Source organism: Marinobacterium mangrovicola (assembly GCF_004339595.1).
Taxonomy (GTDB): domain Bacteria; phylum Pseudomonadota; class Gammaproteobacteria; order Pseudomonadales; family Balneatricaceae; genus Marinobacterium_D; species Marinobacterium_D mangrovicola.
Window position 1 is genome coordinate 21,052 of the sequence record NZ_SMFU01000015.1, and the last position, 23,889, is coordinate 44,940.

The window sequence follows — 23,889 nt, forward strand, 5'->3', positions numbered from 1 at the left end:
TCACCTGAATTTTGGAGAACCACACGATGAAGTACAGAAATCGCTTATACCAACTGATGGGCTGCACCTTCCTCTCCGCTGCGCTGCTCGGCACCAACGCCAGCGCAGAAGACAAGGTGACCTTCGTCTCCCAGGGCGGCGCCTGGCAGGATGCCCAGACGGTAGCCATTCTTGATCCAATCACCGAGCAGTACGGCATCGAGATCATGCAGGACAGCGCACCGGATGCCTGGCCGATGATCAAAACCCAGGGCACCACCGGTCAGGCGGTATGGGATGTGGTTGATACTCCGCCGCTGAACTGTGTCCGCGGTGGACAGCAGGGCCTGATCGAAGAGATCGATTACGCCAAGGTACCGAACGCATCCAGCATGCCCGATGCCTACAAGACACCTTACTCCGTAGCTTACGAGTTCTATTCCAGCGTGCTGGCCTACAACAAGGACAACCTGGAAAAGGTTCCCAGCAACTGGGTCGATTTTTGGGATGTGGAAAATTTCCCGGGTAAACGCGCCCTGCGTAACCACCCCCTCGCTACCCTGGAAGCAGCCCTGCTGGCCGATGGCGTAGCCCAGGATGAGCTCTATCCGCTGGATGTGGATCGCGCTTTCGCCAAGCTTGAAGAGATCAAACCCCACATAACCACCTGGTGGACCTCCGGTGGCCAGTCCGCTCAGCTGCTGTTCGATGGTGAAGTGGACATGCTGATGATGTGGAACGGCCGTGTCAGCGCGGCGGTCGAGGCCGGCGCTAACGCAGGCATGAGCTACGACCAGGGCATCCTGCAGAGCACCCATCTGTGCATGATCAAGGATTCCCCAAACCCGGAAGCCGCGGTGAAATTCCTCAACGCTGCAATCTCTCCGGACCTGCAGGCCAACCTGCCACTGCATATCGATTACGGTCCCGGTAACCCGGCTGCATTCGATACCGGCAAGATCTCTGAAGAGATTGCCAAGACACTGCCGAGCTACCCGGAAAACGCTAACAAGCAGGCGATGATGTCTTACGAATGGTGGGCTTCCGAGAAGGGTGAAGCAGCGGAGCGCCGCTGGCTGGAGTTCATGCAACAGTAAACCCGCCTGTGTGCCGGGCCAGCCAGTGGCTGGCCCCTTTCCGTCACAGATGTACAGGAGATTTCCGTGTCTACGCTAACCATACCTTCGACGGAGTCACCGACCGCAGCGGTCGACCCATCGGTCAAACTGCTCAAGCGTGAGCAGCGGACCATGCAGATGCTGCTCTCGCCGGCACTGGCCGTAGTAACACTGCTACTGGTAGTGCCCCTGGGATGGTTGTTTCTGCAATCATTCTATTCCGACGGGTTCACGCTCGAACATTACGCGCGGATATTCACCGAGGGCATCTACTGGAAAACCTTTGCGCTGACCTTCAAGATCAGCATTATCGTGACCATCGCAGCCCTGCTGCTGGGTTACCCAGTCGCCTACGCCATCACCCGCCTGCCACGCCGCTGGTCCATGGTCGTGCTGGCACTGGTCATCGTTCCGTTCTGGACCAGCATTCTGGTCCGTGCCTATGCCTGGCTGGTACTGCTGCAGCGTTCCGGCGTGGTGAACGACACGCTGATGGGCATCGGCCTGACCGACTCACCGCTGTCACTGGTTCATAACGAACTCGGCACCATCATCGCCACCGTGCATATCCTGCTGCCGTTTATGGTGCTGCCGCTCTACTCCACCATGCAGAAAATCCCCAACGATCTGCTGATGGCCGGTTCAAGCCTGGGCGCTTCCCCGTTCATGGTGTTCTGGCGCGTGTTTTTCCCCATGTCGATGAGCGGCGTGATTGCCGGCTCTACCCTGGTGTTCGTGCTCTGCCTCGGCTTCTACATCACCCCCGAACTGATGGGCGGTGGTCGTACCGTCATGGCCTCCATGCTGGTGAGCCGAAACATTCAGCTTTACAGCGACTGGGGCGCCGCCAGTGCTGTCAGTGTCGTGCTGCTGGTCTGTGTTGTTCTGATCTTCAACATCGTCAGCCGCTTTGTACCACTTGAGAAGATACTGGGTAGCAAATGAAGAGCATCAATCTGACAAAAATCGTCTTTGTGGCGGTGGTCCTGGCAGTACTGGTCTACCTTATCCTGCCGATCCTGATCGTCGTCCCCATGTCTTTCTCTGACAGCCGCTTTATGAGCTTCCCGCCACCGGGATACTCGCTGCGCTGGTACGAAAGCTTCTTCGACAGCCTGGCCTGGATGTCGGCGGCGGGCACCAGTATTACGCTGGCGATCTCCACTGCCGTTATCGCCACACCGCTGGGTGTGGCAGCGGCCTACGCCATCCATAACTGCGATCACTGGACCGTCCGTTATGTGAAACTGATCCTGCTGCTGCCGCTGATCGTGCCGATCATCATCGTCGCGGCCGGGGTATTCTTCATCTACGCGCTGACCGGACTGCTGGCGACCATGCCGGGCCTGATTCTGGCCAACGTGATGCTGGCGATGCCCTACGTGATCACTTCCGTTATCGCCGGGCTGTACGGCTTTGATAAGACACAAGAGATGGTGGCCCGCAGCCTCGGCATGAACCGCTTCCGCGCCTTCATGACCGTCACCCTGCCGCAGATAAAACCCAGCGTGGTCACCGGTGCAGTCTTCGCCTTTATCCAGGCGCTGGATGAAACCATGGTGGCGCTGTTTATCTCCGGTGGTGAAAACCAGACCATCACCAAGCGGATGTTCACCGCGCTGCGCGACGAGATCGACCCGACGATCGCATCGATCAGTACGCTGCTCACCGCGGCCTCCTTCGCCCTGGTCCTGCTGATTACTATGAGCCGGAAGCGCACCTGAATACGCGGCCGAAAGAATGGCAGAAACAAAACGAGCGGCTCAAGGCCGCTCGTTTTATCGTTTCCGCTGTTCGACGGTGGCTACCAGACCGCTGGGGTCGTTACCCAGAGAATTCGGGTCGGCGTCTCGGCAAGGTTCTGGAATTTGTGCGGCAGCGTGCTATCAAACTGAAAAGAATCTCCTTCACCCAACAGATATCGCTCACCGTCCACATAGAGCTCCATGCGGCCTTCAAGTACGACACCGCACTCTTCACCCTCATGAGTGTACGGCTGCTCTCCGGAACCTCCACCCGGCTCCAGCCAGATCTCCATCAGCTGCAGCTCACAGGTCTCCGACGTGGTCAGAAACTCCTTCAGCATCTTTTTACTGCCGAAGTTAACCACCCGCCTGTCGCTCTTGCGGATGATCCGGCCGGTTTCATCCTGACGCCGATCACTGGCTTCAATCAGATAATCCAGAGGGACATCCAACTCTTTGCAAATACCACGCAGGACACGAACCGATGGCGAGGAGATCCCGCGCTCAATCTGGCTTAGCAACCCTACCGATATGCCGGTGTTCGCGGCAACAGAACTCAATGACAGTCGGCGCTCGATACGGGCGCTGCGTATCGCGCTGCCCAGCGCCACATCGGCGTCTGTACTCGTTGTCGTCGCGGAGGCGTCGACGGAAGGGGCTTGGGGACGTTTATTTTTCATATATATGAATATTATCAGCTGTTATTGAGCATAGGTTAACGAATATCAAACTCTACTCATACCGAAAAATACCCGGTTAGTTTCAAATCAATGAAACCTAACGACGATAGTTAACCAACATTCAAACCATTAAAGTGAAAAAACCACCTTGCCGTGACAACAATTTTCATTATATTGAAAAAACATGCTCGCCTCAGAACGGGACGCCAGCGGCCTGTGAAGTGGGTAATCAGACTTACCAAAAGGAGTTATTTCATGTCATTGAAAAACCGCTTAAGTATCTGCGCACTCTCTCTTGCCATCGGTCTGGCGAGCACCACCTCTTCCGCCGATGAACTGGACGTAGGTGTAACCACCACCGGTATCCCGTTTACCTTTGTTGATACTCAGACTCAGGAACCTACCGGTGCCATGGTTGACCTGGCCGAGGCGATCGCCGCCAAAACCGGTGACAGCGTTAACTTCCAGATCACCGCTTTCTCCGCCCTGATCCCGGCCCTGAAAACCGGCCGTATCGATATGATCTCCGCAGGCATGTTCGCCACCGAGAAACGCGCTGAAATCGTCGACTTCTCCGATGTGGTTTACGCCTACGGCGACGCCATGTTCGTAGCCGCTGATGATGAAACACCGTACACCATCGATGATCTGGCGGGCGAAGTCGTCGGTGCTCAGGTAGGTACCACCTTCGCCGATGCTTTGAGAGAACGTGGCATCTTCAAGGAGATCAAGCTCTATGACTCCCTGCCGGACATCATGCGTGATGTAAAACTGGGCCGCATCAAGGCAGGCTTTGGTGACAAACCGATCATCGCCTACCAGATCGAACAGAACCCGGGCCTGGGCGTACGCATGGTTGGCACCTACCAGGCCGACAAAGAAAGCCCGCTGGCCCTGGCGATCTCCAAGGACAACCCTGAGCTTCTCGCCCGTGTGAACCAAGCGATTGCGGAGATGAAAAGCAGCGGCGAACTGCAGGAAATCTTCGCCAAATACGGCCTCTGATCGAGCCCGCCATCTCTCCGGGCCGGACACTGCCGGCCCGATGCTCAGCCCAACACCGATAATGTGAACCCTATGACTGACTTTTTTACCCGGTCGGCAGAGTATCTGCCTCTGCTGCTAAGCGGTCTGTGGCTGACCGTGGCCGTGACCGTACTATCACTGGTGCTTGCCACCGCCCTGGGTCTGCTCTGGGCACTGCTGCGCACCTCCGGCGTGCCCTGGCTATCGGGACCGACACGCGTATTTGTCGAGCTGGTGCGCGGGATTCCGATTCTGGTCGTGCTCTTCTATATCTACTTTGTGATGCCCGAGCTTGGCGTCGACCTCACCGCCTTTCAGGCCGGCGTGATCGGCCTGGCGCTGACCTACTCCTGCTACATCGGCGAAACCTTCCGCGCCGGTATCGAAGCGGTCGACAAAGGTCAGCTTGAAGCCGCCAAGTCAATCGGCATGAAACGTCCGATGATGATGCGCCGCATCGTGCTGCCACAGGCGTTCAAGATCGTTATGCCTCCTTACGCCAACAACTCGGTAATGCTACTGAAGGACTCCTCCCAGGTATCGGTGATCTCCGTGGCGGAGCTGACCATGCAGGGCAAGATGCTGGCCTCTTCGACCTTCGACAATATGACCGTTTTCACCCTAGTCGCTCTGCTCTACCTCTGCCTGACCATCCCGCTTAACCTGGGCATGGGGCGGATCGAAAAAATGTTGAGGCGCTCACGATGATCAGTTTTAACAACGTCCATAAAGCCTACGGCGATCACGAAGTGCTCAAGGGTATCAACGCCGAGGTAGGCAAGGGTCAGGTGGTCTGCCTGATCGGCCCATCCGGTTCCGGCAAATCCACACTACTGCGCTGCGTTAACGGTCTTGAGGAGTATCAAAAGGGCGATATTCTGATCGATAACGACCGCGTCGATGCTGAAGCGAAATCGATCCACAGCCTGCGTACCCGCGTTTCCATGGTGTTTCAGCGCTTTAACCTGTTCCCGCATATGACAGCTCTGGAGAACGTGATGGAAGGCCCGGTGCATGTTCTCAAGGAGAACAAGGCCAGCGCCCGCAAACACGCCGAGGAACTGCTGACCCGTGTAGGGCTGAGCGAAAAAATGGATTTCTATCCGTCGGCCCTCTCCGGCGGTCAGCAGCAGCGGGTCGCCATAGCCCGGGCTCTGGCCATGAAACCCGAGGCGATTCTGTTCGATGAACCCACCTCGGCGCTGGACCCGGAGATGGTTGGCGAGGTGCTGCAGGTGATGCGTTCGCTGGCGGAAGAGCACATGACGATGATCGTGGTGACTCACGAGATCCAGTTCGCCCGCGAAGTAGCCGATAGCGTCCTGTTTCTCGACGGCGGCAAGATTGTCGAACAGGGGCAGGCCCGCGAGGTACTGACCAACCCGCAGCACGAACGCACCCAGGACTTCCTGCGCCGCGTGACTCACCCGGTATAGGGGCAAAAGCAAGGCTATGACCGACCTGACCCAATCGCTATGGACGGCGACCGCTCGCCCAGCCGAAAGCTACCCGGCCCTGACAGGGTCTCAGCGAGCAGATGTTGTGGTGATCGGCGCCGGTTTTACCGGACTGACCACAGCACTCAGACTGGCCGAGGGCGGCGCCAGGACGATTGTTATCGACAGCGTCGAGCCCGGCTTCGGCGCCAGCGGGCGTAATGGCGGCCAGGTCATTCCAGGATTGAAATACGACCCGGATCAGGTCGATCAGATGTTCGGCGAGGCCACCACCGACTTTATCGGCCGGGCCGCGGACACCGTGTTCGATCTGATCGACAAATACCGGATAGAGTGCAGTCCGGTCCGCAAAGGCTGGATCCAGCCCACGGTGAAACAGGATCATCTGCCCGGCCTGAAACGCAGAATGCTGCAGTGGCAGGCCCGGGGCTGCAAAAACGAGTGGCTCGATGCGGCGCGGATGCAGCAGCTCACCGGTAGCCCCTGCTTTGTCGGTGGCTGGATCGATTATCGTGCCGGCAGTCTGCACCCGCTCAATTTCGTACGTGGCCTGGCACGCACTGCCGCTGATGCCTGCGTCACCATCAGCAGCCAGAGCAAAGCGACCAGCCTGAAACGCACAGGCGATAGCTGGGAGGTAAAAACCTCTGCCGGCGCCCTGATCAGAGCGGAACAGGTGGTGATCGCCACCAACGGTTATTCCGGCAGCCTGCTGCCCAAACTAAGCGCCACCATCGTACCAGCCAGCAGTTTCCAGATCGCCAGCGAGCCACTTACCGAAGCGCAACTGAACGAAATTCTTCCCACCCGGGCGGTGGTTTCCGATACCCGTCGCCTGGCCAACTATTTTCGCATCAGCCCGGATAACCGGCTGATGATCGGTGGGCGCGGCACATTCAGCGAACCCCGCAGCTTGAATGACTACAGCAAGATGATCTCCGATCGCCGCATGCTGTTCCCGCAATTCCCAGACCTCAAGATCGACTACGCCTGGTCAGGCCGGGTAGCAATGAACCGGGAACACCTGCCCCATATCCATCAGCCGATACCCGGTCTGACCGTCGCTCTGGGCTTTAACGGTCGCGGTGTCGCCATGGGCTGCTCTCTGGGCAGGGCTATTGGCGAGCACCTGCTTGATTCCCGTGTGGAGCTACCTCTTCCCTTCAGCAAAATGAAACCGCTCCCGCTGCATGCCTGCCATCCCTTCTATGCCACGCTGGCGATCTGGTATTACCGCCTGCGCGACCAGCTGGAGAACTAAACCTCCCCCATCCACTGTCGCACGCAAACAAAAACGCCCCGAACAGGTCGGGGCGTTTTGCAGGATCTTTTACTTCGCTGAACGTGGCCGGCGGCGCCAGAGCCAGAGCAGCGGACCGGAGATCGCATACAGCAGAAACAGCACCCAGAGGAACAGTGCCGGGTTAGTCGCGATCACGGCAACCACCAGAACGATGGCAGCCAGTTTGAGGAAGTGGATTCGGCCTTTGAAATCCACGTCCTTGAAGCTGTAGTAAAGAATGTTGCTGACCATCAGCACGCCGGAGAGCGCCACATACAGCGCAAAGCCATAGGCCCAGCCACTCGGATCAAACTCGTTGATGGTGCAGAACCAGATCAGACCCGCGATAGCAGCCGCAGCGGCCGGACTGGGCAGACCCATAAAGTAACGCTTGTCGATGGAGCCGATCTGCGTATTGAAACGCGCTAGGCGCAGCGCGCCGCCAGCGCAGTAGATAAAAGCAGCCACCCAGCCAATCTTGCCCAGGTCACTCAGCACCCAGGTGAAAGACACCAGCGCCGGTGCAATACCGAAAGACACCATATCAGACAGGGAGTCGTATTCAGCACCAAACTTGCTCTGCGTTCCCGTCATCCTGGCCACACGCCCATCCAGGCCGTCGAACACCATCGCCAGGAAGATCGCCACGGCAGCGGCTTCGAAACGCCCACTCATTCCCGCTATCACAGCATAAAAACCGGCAAACAGGGCACCGGTGGTAAACAGATTGGGCAGCAGATAGATGCCGCGGGGTTTGCGCCCCTCCTGTCCGTTCTCAGCCGATTCGTTCTGCGGCTGCGGATCACTCGAGTCAGTCATAGGTCTCCGTCTCTTAAAGGCACTTGATGGCCGACATTCTACTCGACACCCGGCGCGCCGCCCAGCCGGCAAGGGGGGGTGATGTCAGAGAAAATTGCGTTGCAGAACACAGCTGGTTCGCTTGCCCAGTTTATTCCCGTGCAGCGAGATAAACCTGCTGGCCTGATCCCGCCCCCGGTCTCGCAGCTCATAAAGAAAGGTACGGCTGGTGTCGTACTTGGTAGACCGGTGCAGAGAGGCGAGAGTTTCATCCGGTCCAACCAGGTGGAAACGGAGATGGCGGAAGCGGCGCTCCAAACTGCCCAGCAGCCAGGGCCTGCGCTTGAGCCTTTGCTGCATCAACACCACGGCACGCATCTCGCGCATGAAGGCGGTTTGAAAACCCAGTTCAGCCACCCGGTCTGCTATCGCCTGGGACGATGTGGGCAGACTGGCGCGCTCCATCGGCTGCAGCAGTACCATCAGCAGATCCAGGCTTTTGCCCTCCATCAGCAAGGGGTAGAGCACCGGATTTCCGGCAAAGCCGCCGTCCCAGTAATACCGACCCTCAATTTCCACCGCCTGATGCAGCCGCGGAAGACAGGCGGACGCGAGCAGGTGCTCAACCTTCAGTTCACTCTCCCGGAACAGTTTCAGTTTGCCGTTTTCGATCGCCGTGGCTGCTATATAGAGCTTGAAAGGCGATGCCCGCCTCAGCGCCTCGAAATCGACACACTCTTCCAACAGGTCCCGCAGGGGGTTGATATCGAAAGGGTTGAGGTCATAGGGAGAAAGATGTGAACTGATGCTTTGCCAGAGCCAGCCGACGGTATCGCCAAGTGCATTGGTGGAAAGGTTCACCGGCTGCATCAGCTCTTCCCAGAACAGCGCCAGCTGCTCTCGAGCCCCTTCTGCCCGGCTCTTGCGCCAGCCCTCGGCCAGCATCAGGGCGTTCATGGCACCGGCACTGGTCCCGCTGACACCCTCTATCTCGAACCAGGGCTCCTCCAGCAGGCGATCGAGCACCCCCCAGGTAAACGCACCATGGGCACCGCCTCCCTGAAGCGCCAGATTGAGCCGTATTCGATCTTTCATCCCTGGATCTCCAATTTTGTGCACTGCACAAAAATTGCGCTATAAAAAGCGAGGAGTCAAATGAAAGAAATTGGACGACCGCCCGATTTATGCGGGCGGGTTCCTGAGTGACGTCTACGAAACTAAGTTGGCGCGACTCTGCGCCAGGCTGGCAGTCAGCTATCTTTGTAAGCTGCGGCGAGGTTATTGAACAGCGCCCGGCTGATACCGGTGATCGCCATAAACTTTTCCAGCTCCTTCGCCAGCAACGAGGTCTGATAGGACTCCTGCATAATAATCAGGCAGAAACCGGTAACGGCACTGACCGCTTTCACCATCCGTCCCATCAGTTCGGGATCGTCAGCATAGAGTTTGGCGATTATTGGAATCAGGTGTTTCTGAATCAGCAGCGTACCACTGGCCATGAATTCCACTGGCAGGCTGACCTTCACGTGAACGTCGCCGACATGGTGCATGTATGAAGCGAAATCCTCGTCGTAGGGACCGGAAAACACGCTATCCAGCCAGGCGTTATGGGTCGCTTTGAGTGCCGATATCCGCCCCTCCAGAAAGGGTTGGGCTGCGGGAATCTGGCCCAGCTCCGCATAGAACTTATCGGTGACTTCTGGCAGGTAAGGCAGAAGCTTTGCGCCCTCTGCAAGCAGTAGCGCTTCGTCATCACTATCGAATCCCGAATATTGCTTTCCATGCTGACTTAGCTTGGCGAAATCCATCTGGCTCATTGATACACCTGTTTACGAACGAGAGTACGATCGGATATGGCGGACACCATATCGAAGAAAAGAACGCCATTTTCTCACGCGCCTTCCCTGCGCCAAAGGCGATAGAAAGGATATACCGAAGCAAACTATTGATCAGGCTCAAGGATTACCCAATTAATACATCTGGCACGCATGTTAGTCGTTAAGTCGACACAAAACTGCTGTACCGAGTCGCCGATTCCCAAAATAGCCTATCTCTCGCAAAGCCAGTGGCGGGAAATACCGCTGCTACTGTCTGAAAGCAAGATTGCACGCGGCCGAATCAACCGTTGGCTCAGCGAACGCGGTATCAAACCGAAGATTTACGCTCAAATTGCCGGGAATGAAGTGTTTGTCAGCATGGTTACTGGGGTTGGCATTGGCATGGTAACGATCATTGTGTTCGATAACAGACCACTGGCGGAAAGTTGCGGATTCTGGATCTTGAAACCGCACAAAAGCCTTATGAAACAGGCCTGATTGCGCGAAAAAACTCAAAAGCTCGCTGATTTACGCCTTATGGTCGCTGCGCCAGGCCTCCTAAAGCCGAAAGCGCAGCCGCTATGATCGATCAGGCTATCGACCTTTGGGTTCCAATGTGGCGATGCGACACTGGGCGTCTTTATAGGGACCACCCACCCGTGACCAGCCATCACCAGGATCAAACTGACGACAAAGCCGATGACCATCGACCCGGCTTTCCCAAAGATACCAGGGAGCCGGCTTGGCGAAGGACTGAATCGCCCAGAGAGTTAAAAGACAAGCAAGAATGGCTACGGCCACCCGAATAAACACCGTCGGACTCCGCGTATATAAGCTAAGGGGTAACTAACAGACACCTAAAGCCGGGTTCCGGTTCCATCCAGAACCCCGCCCGTTTTATCCCAGTTTTTTATGCAGGAAGGTCACCGTCCGGCTCCACGCCAACGCCGCATCCTCCTCGTCATAGCGGGAGCCGGTGGGGTTGGCAAAGGCGTGATCGGCCACGTACCAGTTCACCTCAAGATCGGTTTTACCCGCCTCGGCCATCGCTTTCTCGAAGCCGCCCACCATCTCTTCATTGATATTGTTGTCCAGGGTGCCGAAATGACCCAGTACCGGGCTTTCCAGCGGTGCCAACTCCTCGGCAGTTTTAGCAACGCTACCGTAGTAAATCACCGTGGCATCCACCGGCGTGGCCAAAGAGGCATTCAACGACCAGCCGCCGCCAAAGCACCAGCCCAGGGTTGCCACCTTGCCGGTACTGTTGGGGTGCTGCTTAAGCCAATCGATCCAACCCACCAGCGTCTGCGTCGCCACCTCTGAATCCAGAGCCATACGCAGTGCGTTCGCCTCCTCGGGCGTGCTGCCATACTCGCCGTTATATAAATCCACCGCCAGTGCAGCAAAACCAAGCTGAGCCAGCTCCGCTGCCACCGCTTTGATCTGATCGTTAAGGCCCCACCATTCATGGATAAGCAGCACGGTGGGCGCCTTGTCGACACCTTCAGGCAGTGCCAGATAAGCGTTCGCTGTCTGCCCGCCCGGCAGCGCCAGCGACACCTTTTCCATGCGCTCACCCGCGGCCTGTGCCAACTGGCTATCGGCCAGCACCACCGCCAGTGGCAGTGCCGCCATCCCTTTCAGAAAGGCACGACGCTGCTCAAGCGGCGCCGTAGGTAGAGGTTTGTCTGAATGTTTTTGTCCACAACCGGTGATATCGCACATCTTCTCTCTCCTTTAGCCAAGACCGTGCTCAAATTTTCAACACTGAGAACCAGGGAAGCTATGATTAAGTCTATAGCGTCTCAGCGTGGCATGAAGTGCCCAAGTACAAGGCGAGCTTTGCAGCCAATGGCCGTAGCCCTTGGCAAAAAGCTCAACGCCGTAGATGGGGGCTTCATGCCGCGCCCTTCGGGGCTTGCAGGCTGGCCCACTCTCTGTGTTGGACTTTTTTTCCGTAGCACCACTACGCCGGCAAAAGTCCGCCTTGATAGTGATCCAGCCTGTAAGCCTGAGATGCCATGAACTTGTTCATAGTTTCCCTAGATAGACCCCAACCCTACCTCGAGTTCCATCGGCATCGCCCTCTGCCTCAGGCCGGAAGGCCCATCGAGCCGCCCTTGAAGCGCCTCGGGTCTATACCCTGCTTCTTCAAACGAGACGCCAGCGTCGTGGGTTTGAGGCCCAACAACATGGCGGCGCCATCCTGTCCGGACACCTTGCCACCACAGCATGTCAGCGCCTTGATCATGTTCTCTCTCTCCTGCTGGGCCATCAGTCGTGCCGGCAGCACCTCCTGACCAGAGGCACTACTGCCACCCTCCTCCGGCAGGACCTCCTGCAGCTCCCTGAAGTGCAGCAGATCCCCTTTCGCCAGAATCACCTGGCGCTCGATCACATTTTCGAGTTCGCGAATATTGCCGGGCCAGTCATAACCTTGCAGCGCCTCCATCCCCGCATTCGAGATCTGTAGGCCGGCCTTGTTCGCGCGCTGCTCGGTACGCCGCAGAAAGTGCAGCGCCAGCTGAGGAATATCCTGTTTACGCCGCCGCAAAGGCTCAGACTCAATGGGAAATACGTTCAAACGGAAATATAGATCTTCACGAAACAGGCCATCGGCCACCAATTGACGAAGATTGCGGTTGGTGGCGCTGATAATGCGTACATCCACCTGGCGTGTTTTTGCCTCGCCGACGCGCTCAAACTGCTGCTCCTGCAACACCCGCAGCAGCTTGCCCTGCTGATGCAGCGGAATCTCACCAACCTCGTCGAGAAACAGGGTACCGCCATCGGCCAGTTCAAAGCGGCCGATGCGATCCTGAATAGCGCCGGTAAAAGCGCCCTTGGCGTGACCGAAAAATTCGCTCTCGAATAGATCCTCGGGGACGGCGGCGCAGTTCACCCTGATCAGCGAGCGACCGGCACGATCACTCATCTCATGAATCGCCCGGGCAATCAGCTCCTTACCGGTGCCCGACTCGCCATGAATCAGGACCGTCGAGTCAGTCGGCGCCACCATCTGTATCTGGTGGAAGGTGTTCTGGATGGCGTGGCTGCTGCCGATCAGCTGATGGTGATTGAACTCCGAGTTGAGCTCCTCCTGCAGATAGGCGTTTTCCAGCTCCAGCCGGTGCTTCAACGCCTGCACCTCTTCCAGCACCTCCAGCAATCGGCGTCGGTCCGCCTTTTTCTGCGAAACATCGCGAAACACCACCACAGCGCCGACTATCTGGCCGTTTTCCTTAATCGGCGTACTGGTGTACTCCACATCGATTGGCCGGCCATCCTTGCTCCAGAACACATCGTCTTCAACGCTATGTACCTCACCGTCACGGAAGGCAGCAAAAATCGGGCAGCGCCGAGCATTGAAATTGGAGCCATCCGCGTGAGAGTGATGCACGGTGGAATGCATATTCTTCCCCGCCAATTCGGCAGCGGTATAACCAAGGATCTCCTGAGCCGCCGGGTTTACGAAGGTGGTGAGTCCCTCGGTATCGACCCCGTAGATCCCCTCGCCGGCCGCATCAAGCAGCAGCTGGTTCTCACGCTCAAACTCCTGGAACACCCGCGCCACCCGGTTCCAGTGACCCAGCCCATGGCTGTGATGGCGGCTCGCATCAGAGCGGTCGCGCAATGCCCGCAGCGCATCCGCCGGCTGCAGACTCAGATAAAGGTGATGTTGATCACCGGCCCTCACACAGCGACCGGAAATCTCCTGACGCACAGGCTCCGCGTGGATCTCGATACTCAACCGGTCGGTCCATCCCTGCCCTTTATCCAGCAGCTCCTGGGTAAAAATGATCAGCTCAGGAAAGCTCTTACCAAAAAGCGCACTGACCGGCATGGCCAGAACCTGCTTCTGGCTGCGTTCAAGCAACTGACAGCACTGCTGGTTGGCGCATACAACGGCATCACCGACCGCATCCACTACCAGTTGTGCGGTGGCCGAAACATCGAAGTGTCGATCGAACATACCTTCCTCCCTGAAACCGTGCAGAGACCCGTTCTTTTCCCTGGTTCAAGTTCCGCGCCAGCTTACGATATTTCGTAAAAACACCTGACGAGATTTCGTAGTTAACGAGATCTCGTTATCTACCCCATCGCAGCCTTTAAGAAAATAAACACTCAAATTCAAATACTTAAATACAAAAAGACCGTTTGGCATCGGACTTGCGTTAGCAGGGACAGCAAGGAAAACCTGGCCGGAGGCAGGTGATGGAAGCTGCCCTGTTTTCTGGCGAGCGCACCATTTAGAACCAGAGCCCAACTTCACAACGAGAGGAAGCACGTTCATGACGACCAAGAGCCTGGCGAATCCGTTTGACGCGTCCAACAGCCTGACCCACTCCAACAGCTGCACCTGCGAGCTTTGCAGCGCAGAAGCCAAATCCGCTCAGGGCCTTTCCGACCGGGAGCGACAGATCCTGATGGAGAGGCAGGCGGAAAAAGGTCACTCCCACTCTGCCGAGACGCCGACCGATAACAACCAGTTCGACTCCAGCGACGACATGATGGATCGGGTGGTGGAGAGCGCCATCGTACGCGGCGTATTTGGCCACCATGACCCGAGCCGGCGTAACTTCATCCGCATGGTGGGCGGCGGCACCCTGGCCGCAGCACTGGGCAGCGTACTGCCCCTGGACAAGGTCAAGGCGGCGGTGAAGGAATCGATGGGGCCGCTGGAGAAAACCAAGCTCAAGGTGGGATTTGTACCGATCACCTGCGCGACTCCGATCATCATGGCAGAGCCCATGGGCTTCTACGCCAAGTACGGCCTGGATGTGGAGGTGATCAAAACCGCCGGCTGGGCCGTGGCCCGCGACAAGTCACTGAACGGCGAGTATGACGCCTCACACATGCTGACTCCGATGCCGCTGGCGATGACCATGGGCGCGGGCTCCAGCGCCACGCCGTACATCATGCCTGCGGTGGAAAACATCAATGGCCAGGCGATCGTGCTGCACAACAAGCACAAGGACAAACGCGATCCCAAGCAGTGGAAGGGATTCAAGTTCGGTGTCCCGTTCGAATACTCCATGCACAACTTCCTGCTGCGCTACTACGTGGCGGAACACGGCATCGACCCCGACCAGGATATCCAGATCCGCGTGGTGCCGCCGCCGGAGATGGTGGCCAACCTGCGCGCCGGCAACCTGGATGGCTATCTCTCCCCCGATCCGTTCAACCAGCGCGCCGTGTATGAAAAGGTCGGTTTTATTCACATGCTGACCAAGGATATCTGGGAGGGCCACCCCTGCTGCGCCTTCGCCTGCAGCCAGAAGTTCGCCACCGAGATGCCCAACACCTACGCGGCACTGTTCAAGTCGATCGTCGATGCGACCCACTATTCATCCAAGCCGGAAAACCGGGCCGAAATCGCCAAGGCGATCTCACCGACCAACTACCTGAACCAACCGGAAGTGGTGGTGCAGCAGGTACTCACCGGGCGCTATGTGGATGGCCTGGAAGCCAAGGTGCAGGACGTGCCCGGCCGCATCGACTTCGATCCTTTCCCCTGGCACTCCATGGCGGTATGGATCCTCACCCAGATGAAGCGCTGGGGCTATATCAATGGCGAGGTGGATTACCGCGGTATCGCCGAGCAGGTCTACCTGGCCTCCGATACCAGCCAGGTTATGAAGGATCTGGGTTACCAGCCGCCCTCCAGCACCTATGAGAACTACATGATCATGGGCAAGGAGTTCGATTACACCCAGCCCGAAGCGTACATCAACAGTTTCGCCATCAAGCGGAGTTAAGCCATGGCCTCACTCAATGTGAAAGCCGTTATCGTCTCGCTGCTGATTCTGCTGGTGGGGCTCGGTGTCTGGGAGGCGCTTAACCAGCCTCCCGCCGCCAGCGGCGAGATGACCGAGTACGAACGGCTGATGGGCGGTGCCGACCAGGAGGCGCGGGTTCCCCCGCCCTCCCAGGTGTTAAGCCACGCCTTTGATGAACTGAGCGATCCATTCTACGACGCAGGCCCCAACGACAAGGGGATCGGTATCCAGCTCGCCTACTCCCTGTATCGGGTGCTGACCGGCTTTATCGCCGCGGCCCTGGTGGCGATTCCGTTGGGCTTTCTGATCGGCATGTCACCGTTGATGTATCGGGCGCTGAATCCGTTTATCCAGGTGCTGCGGCCGATCTCGCCGCTGGCGTGGATGCCACTGGCGCTGTTCGTGATCAAGGACTCGGAGCAGTCGGCGATCTTCGTCATCTTCATCTGCTCCATCTGGCCGATGCTGATCAACACCGCCTTTGGCGTCGCCAATGTGCGCAAGGACTGGATTCGCGTGGCCCAGACCCATGAACTGGGCGCCCTGAAGACCGCCTTCCTGGTGATTCTGCCAGCGGCGGCACCGACCATCCTCACAGGCATGCGCATCTCCATCGGCATCGCCTGGCTGGTGATCGTCGCCGCCGAGATGCTCGTGGGCGGTACCGGCATCGGCTACTACGTCTGGAACGAGTGGAACAACCTGGATTTGAACAGCGTGATCTTCTCGATCCTGATGATCGGGCTGATCGGCATGCTGCTGGACCTGGTGCTCGGGTCACTGGCGAAACTGGTGAAATACGAGGAGTAACACATGTCCAACCGCTTTTTAAGCATCGAAGGACTGAGCAAAAGCTACCCATCGAAATCCGGCGAGCTGGTGGTGTTCGAGGACGTCAATATCGGCATCGATAAGGGCGAGTTTGTCTGCATCATCGGCCACTCCGGTTGCGGCAAGTCCACTATCCTGAACGTGCTCGCCGGTCTCGATACGCCGAGCAGCGGCAACGTGATCATGGACGGCAAGGAGGTTTCCGGCCCCAGCCTGGATCGCGGCGTGGTGTTCCAGAACTACAGCCTGCTGCCCTGGCTGACCACCCTGCAAAACGTGGCCTTTGGCGTGAAAGCGCGTTGGCCCAAGTGGAGCAAGGAGAAGGTTAACGAACACAGCAGCCGTTTTCTGGAAATGGTAGGCCTGGGTCATTCGCTGCAGAAGAAACCCTCGGAGCTCTCCGGCGGCATGCGCCAGCGCGTCAGTATCGCCCGCGCCTTCGCCACCAGCCCGAAACTGCTACTGCTCGATGAACCATTCGGCGCTCTGGACGCGCTGACCCGCGGGATTATCCAGGAGGAGCTGATCAAGATCTGGGCGGAAACCCACCAGACGGTGTTCATGATCACCCACGATGTGGATGAAGCGATCCTGCTCGCCGACCGCATTCTGCTGATGACCAACGGCCCACAGGCGCGGGTGGCGGAATCGGTGAAGATCTCCATTCCCAGACCACGCAGCCGGGCTGAAATTATCGAAACGCCGGCCTACTACAAGATCCGCAACTACCTGGTGAATTTCCTGGTGGCACGCTCCGGCAGCCTCTCTGGCTCAAGCGGCAGCGCCGCCAGCGAAACCCGCGAAGTCGATCCGACGCTGCTCAGCAGCGATGCAGACAACGGTGGAGAGAAAGACTCCGTTGCCCCGGCCCAGCCGAGAGCTGTGAATAACTATTAAGCATGTAAGCAAATAAACATTGAAGAAATACGCATAGACAAAAGCCAAGGAGCTTCTGATGGACAAAGTGACAATGACCGAAACCATTATCGCCAGCAAACTGGAAAAAGGGCTGACCTGGGAAGCGATCGCCGAGAAAGTCGATGCCTCACCGGTATGGCTCACCTCCGCATGTCTGGGGATGAACAGCGCGTCGCCGGAACAGGCCGCTGCGATCTGCGACTGCCTGGGGCTCGGCAGCGAGGTATCCACAGCGCTGCAGACATTCCCCACCAAGATCTGGGAACAGACCGTACCCACCGACCCGCTGATCTATCGTTTTTACGAGATCATGGGCGTTTACGGCGATACCCTGAAAGAGGTGATCCAGGAGAAGTTCGGCGACGGCATCATGAGCGCCATCGACTTCAATATGGAAGTGGATAAAGAGGAAAACCCCAAGGGCGACCGCGTAGTCGTGACCATGAGCGGCAAGTTCCTGAAATACTCTGCCTGGTAAGCTCTCACCAGGTAAATGCAGGGTTCAATCCACGGGCGGCGCATAGTGCCGCCCCTCTGCTGGAGAGGTCAAGATGTCAACCGAACCGCGTCCGCCGTTACCGCCGTTTACCCGCGAAACCGCCATCCAGAAGGTTCGAGCCGCCGAGAACGGCTGGAACGGCCGCAAACCAGAACAGGTGGCGCAGGCTTATACACAGAACTCACTCTGGCGTAACCGCAGTGAATTTATCCACGGCCGGGACGAAATCATCCAGTTTCTGACACGAAAGTGGCAGAAAGAACAAGAGTACCGACTGATCAAGGAGCTATGGGCGTTCGGCAGCCACCGCATCGCCGTGCGCTTTGCCTACGAGTGGCAGGACGACAGCGGCCAGTGGTTCCGCTCCTATGGCAACGAAAATTGGGAGTTCGATAACAACGGACTAATGCAGGCGCGCCACGCCAGCATCAATGATCTGCCGATCGCCGAGTCAGAACGCAAGTTTCTCTGGGAACAGGGAATCCGTCCCGATGATCACCCTGGGCTCAGTGAGCTGGGGCTTTAAATCAACGGCGGAAATCAGACAACAAAAAAAACCGCTACCGCCACAAACGTCTACTGGCGCAGGGCGATAGCGGTTTCAGATGCTGTAGCGCCTGACTTAGAGGCTCAGCACCTTTTCGCCACGGGCGATACCGGAAACACCCGAGCGTACCACCTCCATGATGCTGGCCATGTTGCCCAGCGAGGCGATAAACGCATCCAGCTTGTCGGAAGCGCCGACCAGCTGAACGGTGTAGGTGTTCGGTGTCACGTCGATGATCTGACCGCGGAAGATATCGCAGGTACGCTTGATCTCCGCGCGCATCTGGCCGTTGGCCTTCAGCTTGATCATCATCAGCTCGCGCTCGATGTGCTCACCTTCAGACAGATCCACCACCTTGACCACGTCGATCAGCTTGTTCAGCTGCTTGGTGATCTGCTCAACCACGCGATCGTCACCAGTGGTGGTCACGGTCAGGCGAGACAGGGTGGAGTCTTCGGTGGGCGCTACGGTCAGCGACTCGATGTTGTAGTTGCGCTGAGAGAACAGCCCGACAACCCGCGACAGCGCACCCGGTTCGTTTTCCAACAGAACTGAAATGATATGACGCATGATCAGGTCCTCTCCGTCTTGCTCAGCCACATGTCACGCATGGCACCGCGCGGTACCTGCATCGGATAGACGTGCTCGAACGGATCGACCGCGATATCCATAAACACCAGTCGGTCTTTCAGGGAGAACGCTTCACGCATCGCACCTTCCAGATCAGCGTACTTGTCGACCTTCATACCGACATGGCCGTACGCCTCGACCAGCTTGACGAAGTCGGGCAGAGACTTCATGTAGGACTGAGAGTGACGTGATTCATAGTTCATATCCTGCCACTGACGCACCATCCCGAGAGACTGGTTGTTGAGGCAGAGAACCTTGACCGGCAGATCGTACTGCTTGCAGGTGGACAGCTCCTGGATGTTCATCTGGATACTGCCTTCACCGGTGACGCAAGCCACGTCCGCATCCGGGAAGTTCATCTTCACGCCCATGGCCGCCGGCAGACCGAAGCCCATGGTGCCGAGGCCACCGGAGTTGATCCAGCGGTTGGGCTTGTTGAACTTGTAGTACTGGGCCGCGAACATCTGGTGCTGACCAACGTCGGAGCAGACGAACGCGTCGCCGCCGGTGACCTTGCTCAGCATCTCGATCACCTGCTGCGGTTTCATCAGCTCGGAATCAGCGGTTTCATAGCGACCGCCGTGACGGCTGCGCCACTCTTCGATCTGCTTCCACCAGGTTTCCAGCGCTGCCGCATCCGGCTGCTTCTTGCTGTCCTTGATCTGCTCGATCATCTCTTCCAGCACGACCTTGGACGGGCCAACGATAGGTACGTCGGCACGGACTGTCTTGGAGATGGATGCCGGATCGATATCGATATGCACGATACGCGCGGTCGGGCAGAACTTGTCGACGGCGTTGGTCACACGGTCGTCGAAACGGGCGCCAATGGCCAGAATCAGGTCCGCGTGGTGCATCGCCATGTTGGCTTCGTAGCTACCGTGCATTCCCAGCATACCGACGAACTGACGATCGGTACCGGGATAACCACCCAGGCCCATCAGCGTGTTGGTGACCGGGAAGTTCAGCATTTTCGCCAGTTCGGTCAGCTCGGCACTGGCATCACCCATGATGACGCCGCCACCGGAGTAGATCACCGGACGACGTGCCTGCAGCATCATATCCACAGCCTTGCGGATCTGACCGCTATGGCCACGGCTGATCGGGTTGTAGGAGCGCAGCTTGACCGATTTCGGGTACTCGTACGGGTAGCGATCTGTCGGCGTGGTCATATCCTTGGGGATATCCACAACGACAGGGCCCGGACGACCGGTTTCGGCGATATAAAACGCTTTCTTGATGATCGACGGAATCTCTTCCGGGTTACGCACACTGAAGTTGTGTTTCACCACCGGACGGGAGATACCGAGCATGTCGGTTTCCTGGAAGGCGTCTTCCCCGATCAGGTGGCTCATGACCTGGCCGGTGATGACAACCATCGGGATAGAGTCGGTAAAGGCAGTCGCGATACCGGTGACCGCATTGGTCGCACCGGGGCCGGACGTTACCAGCGCGACGCCGGCTTTACCGGTCGCACGTGCATAAGCATCGGCCATGTGAGTCGCAGCCTGCTCATGGCGCACAAGAACGTGCTGGACATCATCCTGCTGGAAAAGCGCATCGTACACATGCAGAAGCGCCCCGCCGGGATACCCATAGATATGCTTCACGCCCTCATCACGGAGTGCGCGAACGACCATTTCTGCGCCTGAAAGTTGTTCCACTTGTCTTACCCTCTACTCAGCACCGACAACCCAGTGTGCCGGTGGCAAACAGTTCAATTAAAGTGCGTCTGAAAACACCCGCGAGCGCAGCGATAGTGACGCCTGCGAACGCAAACCGCGCAAATCAGCCTCGGATGCCCATCGGAATGGACGGTGGATTCGGAGCCGGTCGGTACGGGGATCGCCCATGCGGACCTGTTTCTGTTCTGAGCCCTAAGCCGGGTACTGCTTAATTAGCCACAAAGAGTCGCTGGGATCGGGATTTCCTGGCCCCAACGACAGAAAAGAGCCCGGTATTCTGTCACCCTGTCGTTTTTTGATCAACCAAACAACTCTATTTTCTACCCCCTTTTCCACCTCTGGGCAGTTCCGGAGAGTCAGGTTATAGTGAATGCAGATGAAGGTTAGGGAGTTACTGCAATGAGCGTATCCGATATCAAGAACAAAGAACGTGTGATCAACGAGCTGCTGCGCTTTATTCGCAAGGTCCTCGACGAACCGGAGATCTGTGACAAGGCCAAGGAGATCGCCCGCAAGTATTCAGGTCAGGCCAACGCGGCCCAGCTGATTGCCGAAGAGCTGTCCTCGACCACCAACGTCAACATCCCTATCGAACACAGTGACGCTGACAGTCTGTTCCTTGAAGTGCTTCAGGAGCTGGTTAAAGACGAAAAAGCGCTCTACTGAGCGCTTTTTCGGGAATCGATGTGAGCCAGTCAGACCTAGACCGGCTCTCTCAGCCACTGCAGCGATACCGCATCCGCAGACAATCCCAGCGCCGCCGCCAGTTGCGGCATTGCCCTTTCCAGTGACTTATCCAGCTGCCAGGGCGGATTAACAATCAGCATGCCCGAGCCGTACATCCGGCCGCAGTCTTCATGGGCAACTCTCAGCTCGCTGCGCAACACCGCGCCATCCACCGCATCGACCACGCTCTTGATCATCCCCTGCCAACGATTGGCTGCCAGCAGCGGATACCAGATCGCGAACATACCCACCGGCCAAAGACGCTGCGCCTTACGCAGAAAACGTCCGACCTGCTCGTACTCTTCCTTCACCTCATAGGCGGGGTCGATCAATACCAGTCCGCGCCGGGGATCCGGCGGCAACAGTGCCGATACACCCTCGTAACCGTCACGGTGATGCACGGCCACGCGATCATCGCGGCGGAATACCCCACGCAGAGCCTCAACCTCCGTCGGGTGCAGTTCCATCAGGGCGATGCGGTCATTCTCCCGCGCCATGCCCGCCGCGATGCTGGGCGAGCCGGGATAGCGGGTCAGCTCATCTCCACTGTTTACGTTACGCACCTGCTCGAGGTAGGCCTGAATCAGAGGATCCTGGCTGCCGGCCTGCCAAAGCCTGGCGATACCTTCACGGTATTCACCGGTCTTCTGCGACTGATCATCCGCCAGTTCGTACATCGCCCGGCCACTGTGAGTTTCCAGGTAACTCCAGGGCTTGGCTTTTTTGTTCAGGGATGAAAGCAGACCGACCTGCAGCAGATGCTTGTGCAGGTCGGCAAAATTTCCGGCGTGAAAGCCGTGCTGGTAACTGAGCATTATCGGGTTCCGGTTTTACTGCACCGCCGCGTCAGCGAATCTGCGGCACCTGTAGATTGGGGAAGAGTGCGGCCATACCTGTCGCCACAGCCTGCAACAGCGGCCAGCGCTCGTCATAGAGTACGGTATCGCCGGACTCAGCATAGGCCCCCATCATGCCGGGCATGCCACTGAAAGACTGGTAGAGCGACCCCTTAGTCTGGCCACTACACTCGAAGCGTCCCGGACCTGTCTGCGAAAACGCCCAACCGTTCCCACCCCAGACCGGCGGATTATCCGCGCCCTCGACGGTGCAGATGCGGGCGTGTTTCAACACCAGGGCGTATCCTGGCTGACCGTTTCTGACCACGTTGAACGCGTTCATCACCGCACCGGGCTGCACCGAAAAGGTCACCATCGCCCAGCGCTGGGTGTCATCCAGAGCGCGAAACAGAATCACCGCCTGGTTGCCGTTGGGCGATTTCATGGCACCGCCGATGCGGTAATCGCGGCTGATCTTCATCGGGTTGCTTACCCGGTACAGCGGCGCTCCCAGGTAATGGGAAACCACGGCCAGCGCGAGCTGCTGCTCCTGGCCATACCCCTGCAACTGGCCGACCTTGAGCGGTTTAGGCGTGACGGAATTTTCAAGCTTAGGCTGTACCGGCGCTTCCGGTGTCTTCCCGGCACAGCCGGCAAGCAGGGCAGCGATGGCTGCGGTGGAAACAAGGGTTCTGAACAGACTGCGGCCGGTCATCAACGTTCTCCTATCAACGCACGCTGGCTATATATTTCGACAGATGTGCCATCTTGTCGGTATCGTCATCCACGAACTGCACCCTGACATCAACGTAGGGTGTATTCTGGCGCGGTTCCGCTGCCTGCATCGACAGCACAAAACCGTTGATACGTGCGACCGAATCGCCGGAGAGTTGTTCAATATCGACCACCACCTGATCGAGCAACACAGGGAAGCGACCTTCGTTCTTGATGACCACGCGCACTTCTCGCAGGTTCAGATCCCGTATGGCGCACTTGAAGGTGTGATCCGAGCAGCGTAGCTGAGCCAGCCCCTTGGGTTTGGGCATCGATTTGCTGGCCGGTGCGGCCGCTTCTTTGCGTGCCTTCTCTTCCTGCAGCATTTTTGCCGCACGCGCCTGCTGTTCGGGGCTCAGCGATCCGCCCTTAGCCAGCGCCTTGATGATTTTCTGTACCAGCTGTTCAGCAGTAAAAGGCTTGCCAAGGTAATCGTTAACCCCAGCCTGAATCGCCTTGAGTACGTACTCGCGCTCCCCGCGGCTGGTGACCATCAGAAACGGCGTGGTTTTGTAATTTTCCTGGGCCCGGGTCCACTGCAGCACTTCGAGGCCGCTCATCTCCGGCATCTCCCAGTCACACAACAAAACGTCGTATTGGGTCTGCTGCATCGCACGGGTCGCGTCCTTGCCGTTTTCACAAGCATCGACGGAAGACTCGGGAAACGCTTGGCGAACCATGGCGGTCACCCGCTCGCGAATAAACTTCGCGTCGTCGATCACCAGTACTTTGAGTTTACTCATCTCTCAGGCTTACTTCCG

General features: G+C 57.7%; 26 protein-coding genes. 14 read left to right on the top strand and 12 right to left on the bottom strand.

Annotated features, from left to right (window positions below):
• Nucleotides 1-26 precede the first annotated feature (26 nt).
• The 3 genes from CLV83_RS22020 (at nt 27) to CLV83_RS22030 (ending at nt 2,821) form a co-directional block, all read left to right on the top strand.
• Nucleotides 27-1,076: an ABC transporter substrate-binding protein gene (locus CLV83_RS22020; protein ID WP_132298027.1), complete on the top strand. Its 1,050-nt coding sequence runs from the start codon at nt 27-29 to the stop codon at nt 1,074-1,076.
• 66 nt (nt 1,077-1,142) lie between these two features.
• Nucleotides 1,143-2,042 carry an ABC transporter permease gene (locus tag CLV83_RS22025; protein WP_243642489.1) on the top strand — a complete coding sequence of 300 codons (900 nt, stop codon included), beginning with the start codon at nt 1,143-1,145 and terminating at the stop codon, nt 2,040-2,042.
• Entirely contained in the window at nt 2,039-2,821 is a 783-nt protein-coding gene (locus CLV83_RS22030) for an ABC transporter permease (protein ID WP_132298029.1), read from the top strand. The genes CLV83_RS22025 and CLV83_RS22030 overlap by 4 nt, the downstream gene beginning before the upstream one ends.
• Before the next feature lie 80 nt (nt 2,822-2,901).
• Here CLV83_RS22030 and CLV83_RS22035 read toward each other — a convergent pair whose 3' ends face one another.
• Complete coding sequence (locus tag CLV83_RS22035) at nt 2,902-3,522, bottom strand: cupin domain-containing protein (RefSeq protein ID WP_132298031.1); 621 nt, start codon at nt 3,520-3,522, stop codon at nt 2,902-2,904.
• Nucleotides 3,523-3,777: 255 nt separating this feature from the next.
• Here CLV83_RS22035 and CLV83_RS22040 point away from each other — a divergent pair, with 255 nt between their 5' ends.
• The 4 genes from CLV83_RS22040 to CLV83_RS22055 all read left to right on the top strand — a co-directional run bounded on the left by CLV83_RS22040 (nt 3,778) and on the right by CLV83_RS22055 (nt 7,266).
• Nucleotides 3,778-4,527, top strand: a complete 750-nt coding sequence (locus tag CLV83_RS22040; RefSeq protein WP_132298033.1) for a substrate-binding periplasmic protein — start codon at nt 3,778-3,780, stop codon at nt 4,525-4,527.
• A 72-nt stretch (nt 4,528-4,599) separates the two neighbouring features.
• Nucleotides 4,600-5,256, top strand: a complete 657-nt coding sequence (locus CLV83_RS22045) for an amino acid ABC transporter permease (protein WP_132298035.1) — start codon at nt 4,600-4,602, stop codon at nt 5,254-5,256.
• Nucleotides 5,253-5,984 (top strand): amino acid ABC transporter ATP-binding protein, encoded by a 732-nt coding sequence (locus CLV83_RS22050; protein ID WP_132298037.1) that lies wholly within the window; start codon nt 5,253-5,255, stop codon nt 5,982-5,984. Before CLV83_RS22045 ends, CLV83_RS22050 begins: the two co-directional genes overlap by 4 nt.
• 16 nt (nt 5,985-6,000) lie before the next feature.
• On the top strand, nt 6,001-7,266 hold the full coding sequence (locus CLV83_RS22055; RefSeq protein ID WP_207894989.1) for an NAD(P)/FAD-dependent oxidoreductase: 1,266 nt from the start codon (nt 6,001-6,003) through the stop codon (nt 7,264-7,266).
• Between the two features lie 69 nt (nt 7,267-7,335).
• Here the strand turns inward: CLV83_RS22055 and pssA are convergent, their stop codons facing one another.
• The 3 genes from pssA to CLV83_RS22070 form a co-directional block, all read right to left on the bottom strand.
• Nucleotides 7,336-8,106: a CDP-diacylglycerol--serine O-phosphatidyltransferase gene (pssA, locus tag CLV83_RS22060; RefSeq protein WP_132298039.1), complete on the bottom strand. Its 771-nt coding sequence runs from the start codon at nt 8,104-8,106 to the stop codon at nt 7,336-7,338.
• Nucleotides 8,107-8,190: 84 nt separating this feature from the next.
• Nucleotides 8,191-9,180, bottom strand: a complete 990-nt coding sequence (locus CLV83_RS22065; RefSeq protein ID WP_132298041.1) for a patatin-like phospholipase family protein — start codon at nt 9,178-9,180, stop codon at nt 8,191-8,193.
• Nucleotides 9,181-9,335: 155 nt separating this feature from the next.
• Nucleotides 9,336-9,902: a protoglobin domain-containing protein gene (locus CLV83_RS22070; RefSeq protein WP_132298043.1), complete on the bottom strand. Its 567-nt coding sequence runs from the start codon at nt 9,900-9,902 to the stop codon at nt 9,336-9,338.
• Between the two features lie 171 nt (nt 9,903-10,073).
• On the opposite strand from CLV83_RS22070, the gene CLV83_RS22075 reads away from it, so the two are divergent.
• Entirely contained in the window at nt 10,074-10,400 is a 327-nt protein-coding gene (locus tag CLV83_RS22075) for a type 2 periplasmic-binding domain-containing protein (protein WP_132298045.1), read from the top strand.
• A 96-nt stretch (nt 10,401-10,496) separates the two neighbouring features.
• On the opposite strand, the gene CLV83_RS22080 is transcribed toward CLV83_RS22075, so the two are convergent.
• From CLV83_RS22080 to CLV83_RS22090, 3 genes are all read right to left on the bottom strand, one after another.
• Nucleotides 10,497-10,715, bottom strand: coding sequence for a hypothetical protein (locus CLV83_RS22080; protein WP_207894990.1), 219 nt, complete (start codon nt 10,713-10,715; stop codon nt 10,497-10,499).
• A gap of 84 nt (nt 10,716-10,799) precedes the next feature.
• Nucleotides 10,800-11,627, bottom strand: coding sequence for a dienelactone hydrolase family protein (locus tag CLV83_RS22085; RefSeq protein WP_132298047.1), 828 nt, complete (start codon nt 11,625-11,627; stop codon nt 10,800-10,802).
• Nucleotides 11,628-11,994: 367 nt separating this feature from the next.
• Entirely contained in the window at nt 11,995-13,875 is a 1,881-nt protein-coding gene (locus tag CLV83_RS22090) for a sigma-54 interaction domain-containing protein (RefSeq protein WP_132298049.1), read from the bottom strand.
• A 319-nt stretch (nt 13,876-14,194) separates the two neighbouring features.
• Here CLV83_RS22090 and CLV83_RS22095 point away from each other — a divergent pair, with 319 nt between their 5' ends.
• The 5 genes from CLV83_RS22095 to CLV83_RS22115 all read left to right on the top strand — a co-directional run bounded on the left by CLV83_RS22095 (nt 14,195) and on the right by CLV83_RS22115 (nt 18,456).
• Nucleotides 14,195-15,661, top strand: coding sequence for a CmpA/NrtA family ABC transporter substrate-binding protein (locus tag CLV83_RS22095; RefSeq protein ID WP_132298051.1), 1,467 nt, complete (start codon nt 14,195-14,197; stop codon nt 15,659-15,661).
• Between the two features lie 3 nt (nt 15,662-15,664).
• Nucleotides 15,665-16,492 carry a nitrate ABC transporter permease gene (ntrB, locus tag CLV83_RS22100; protein ID WP_132298053.1) on the top strand — a complete coding sequence of 276 codons (828 nt, stop codon included), beginning with the start codon at nt 15,665-15,667 and terminating at the stop codon, nt 16,490-16,492.
• A 3-nt stretch (nt 16,493-16,495) separates the two neighbouring features.
• A complete protein-coding gene (locus CLV83_RS22105; RefSeq protein ID WP_132298055.1) occupies nt 16,496-17,410 on the top strand; it encodes an ABC transporter ATP-binding protein in 915 nt (304 codons plus the stop codon).
• Nucleotides 17,411-17,468: 58 nt separating this feature from the next.
• Nucleotides 17,469-17,909, top strand: a complete 441-nt coding sequence (gene cynS, locus CLV83_RS22110) for a cyanase (RefSeq protein ID WP_132298057.1) — start codon at nt 17,469-17,471, stop codon at nt 17,907-17,909.
• Nucleotides 17,910-17,982: 73 nt separating this feature from the next.
• A complete protein-coding gene (locus CLV83_RS22115) occupies nt 17,983-18,456 on the top strand; it encodes a nuclear transport factor 2 family protein (RefSeq protein WP_132298059.1) in 474 nt (157 codons plus the stop codon).
• A 96-nt stretch (nt 18,457-18,552) separates the two neighbouring features.
• Here the strand turns inward: CLV83_RS22115 and ilvN are convergent, their stop codons facing one another.
• Nucleotides 18,553-19,047 carry an acetolactate synthase small subunit gene (gene ilvN / locus CLV83_RS22120; RefSeq protein ID WP_104005744.1) on the bottom strand — a complete coding sequence of 165 codons (495 nt, stop codon included), beginning with the start codon at nt 19,045-19,047 and terminating at the stop codon, nt 18,553-18,555.
• Nucleotides 19,048-19,049: 2 nt separating this feature from the next.
• Nucleotides 19,050-20,771 (bottom strand): acetolactate synthase 3 large subunit, encoded by a 1,722-nt coding sequence (locus CLV83_RS22125; RefSeq protein WP_132298061.1) that lies wholly within the window; start codon nt 20,769-20,771, stop codon nt 19,050-19,052.
• Between the two features lie 420 nt (nt 20,772-21,191).
• Between CLV83_RS22125 and CLV83_RS22130 the strand changes: the two genes are divergently transcribed.
• Entirely contained in the window at nt 21,192-21,458 is a 267-nt protein-coding gene (locus CLV83_RS22130; protein ID WP_132298063.1) for a hypothetical protein, read from the top strand.
• Nucleotides 21,459-21,493: 35 nt separating this feature from the next.
• Here the strand turns inward: CLV83_RS22130 and CLV83_RS22135 are convergent, their stop codons facing one another.
• From CLV83_RS22135 to CLV83_RS22145, 3 genes are read right to left on the bottom strand one after another with little or no spacing between them, the layout of a single operon-like run.
• A complete protein-coding gene (locus CLV83_RS22135) occupies nt 21,494-22,333 on the bottom strand; it encodes a 23S rRNA (adenine(2030)-N(6))-methyltransferase RlmJ (RefSeq protein WP_132298065.1) in 840 nt (279 codons plus the stop codon).
• 31 nt (nt 22,334-22,364) lie between these two features.
• Nucleotides 22,365-23,069, bottom strand: coding sequence for a hypothetical protein (locus CLV83_RS22140; RefSeq protein WP_132298067.1), 705 nt, complete (start codon nt 23,067-23,069; stop codon nt 22,365-22,367).
• A gap of 13 nt (nt 23,070-23,082) precedes the next feature.
• Entirely contained in the window at nt 23,083-23,871 is a 789-nt protein-coding gene (locus CLV83_RS22145; RefSeq protein ID WP_132298069.1) for a response regulator, read from the bottom strand.
• Nucleotides 23,872-23,889: the final 18 nt, after the last annotated feature.

Coding starts and splice junctions, on each gene's coding strand:
- CLV83_RS22020 (WP_132298027.1), top strand. CDS start 27: ATGAAGTACAGAAATCGCTTATACCAACTGATGGGCTGCACCTTCCTC.
- CLV83_RS22030 (WP_132298029.1), top strand. CDS start 2,039: ATGAAGAGCATCAATCTGACAAAAATCGTCTTTGTGGCGGTGGTCCTG.
- CLV83_RS22035 (WP_132298031.1), bottom strand. CDS start 3,522: ATGAAAAATAAACGTCCCCAAGCCCCTTCCGTCGACGCCTCCGCGACG.
- CLV83_RS22040 (WP_132298033.1), top strand. CDS start 3,778: ATGTCATTGAAAAACCGCTTAAGTATCTGCGCACTCTCTCTTGCCATC.
- CLV83_RS22045 (WP_132298035.1), top strand. CDS start 4,600: ATGACTGACTTTTTTACCCGGTCGGCAGAGTATCTGCCTCTGCTGCTA.
- CLV83_RS22050 (WP_132298037.1), top strand. CDS start 5,253: ATGATCAGTTTTAACAACGTCCATAAAGCCTACGGCGATCACGAAGTG.
- CLV83_RS22055 (WP_207894989.1), top strand. CDS start 6,001: ATGACCGACCTGACCCAATCGCTATGGACGGCGACCGCTCGCCCAGCC.
- pssA (WP_132298039.1), bottom strand. CDS start 8,106: ATGACTGACTCGAGTGATCCGCAGCCGCAGAACGAATCGGCTGAGAAC.
- CLV83_RS22065 (WP_132298041.1), bottom strand. CDS start 9,180: ATGAAAGATCGAATACGGCTCAATCTGGCGCTTCAGGGAGGCGGTGCC.
- CLV83_RS22070 (WP_132298043.1), bottom strand. CDS start 9,902: ATGAGCCAGATGGATTTCGCCAAGCTAAGTCAGCATGGAAAGCAATAT.
- CLV83_RS22075 (WP_132298045.1), top strand. CDS start 10,074: ATGTTAGTCGTTAAGTCGACACAAAACTGCTGTACCGAGTCGCCGATT.
- CLV83_RS22085 (WP_132298047.1), bottom strand. CDS start 11,627: ATGTGCGATATCACCGGTTGTGGACAAAAACATTCAGACAAACCTCTA.
- CLV83_RS22090 (WP_132298049.1), bottom strand. CDS start 13,875: ATGTTCGATCGACACTTCGATGTTTCGGCCACCGCACAACTGGTAGTG.
- CLV83_RS22095 (WP_132298051.1), top strand. CDS start 14,195: ATGACGACCAAGAGCCTGGCGAATCCGTTTGACGCGTCCAACAGCCTG.
- ntrB (WP_132298053.1), top strand. CDS start 15,665: ATGGCCTCACTCAATGTGAAAGCCGTTATCGTCTCGCTGCTGATTCTG.
- CLV83_RS22105 (WP_132298055.1), top strand. CDS start 16,496: ATGTCCAACCGCTTTTTAAGCATCGAAGGACTGAGCAAAAGCTACCCA.
- cynS (WP_132298057.1), top strand. CDS start 17,469: ATGGACAAAGTGACAATGACCGAAACCATTATCGCCAGCAAACTGGAA.
- CLV83_RS22115 (WP_132298059.1), top strand. CDS start 17,983: ATGTCAACCGAACCGCGTCCGCCGTTACCGCCGTTTACCCGCGAAACC.
- ilvN (WP_104005744.1), bottom strand. CDS start 19,047: ATGCGTCATATCATTTCAGTTCTGTTGGAAAACGAACCGGGTGCGCTG.
- CLV83_RS22130 (WP_132298063.1), top strand. CDS start 21,192: ATGAGCGTATCCGATATCAAGAACAAAGAACGTGTGATCAACGAGCTG.
- CLV83_RS22135 (WP_132298065.1), bottom strand. CDS start 22,333: ATGCTCAGTTACCAGCACGGCTTTCACGCCGGAAATTTTGCCGACCTG.
- CLV83_RS22140 (WP_132298067.1), bottom strand. CDS start 23,069: ATGACCGGCCGCAGTCTGTTCAGAACCCTTGTTTCCACCGCAGCCATC.
- CLV83_RS22145 (WP_132298069.1), bottom strand. CDS start 23,871: ATGAGTAAACTCAAAGTACTGGTGATCGACGACGCGAAGTTTATTCGC.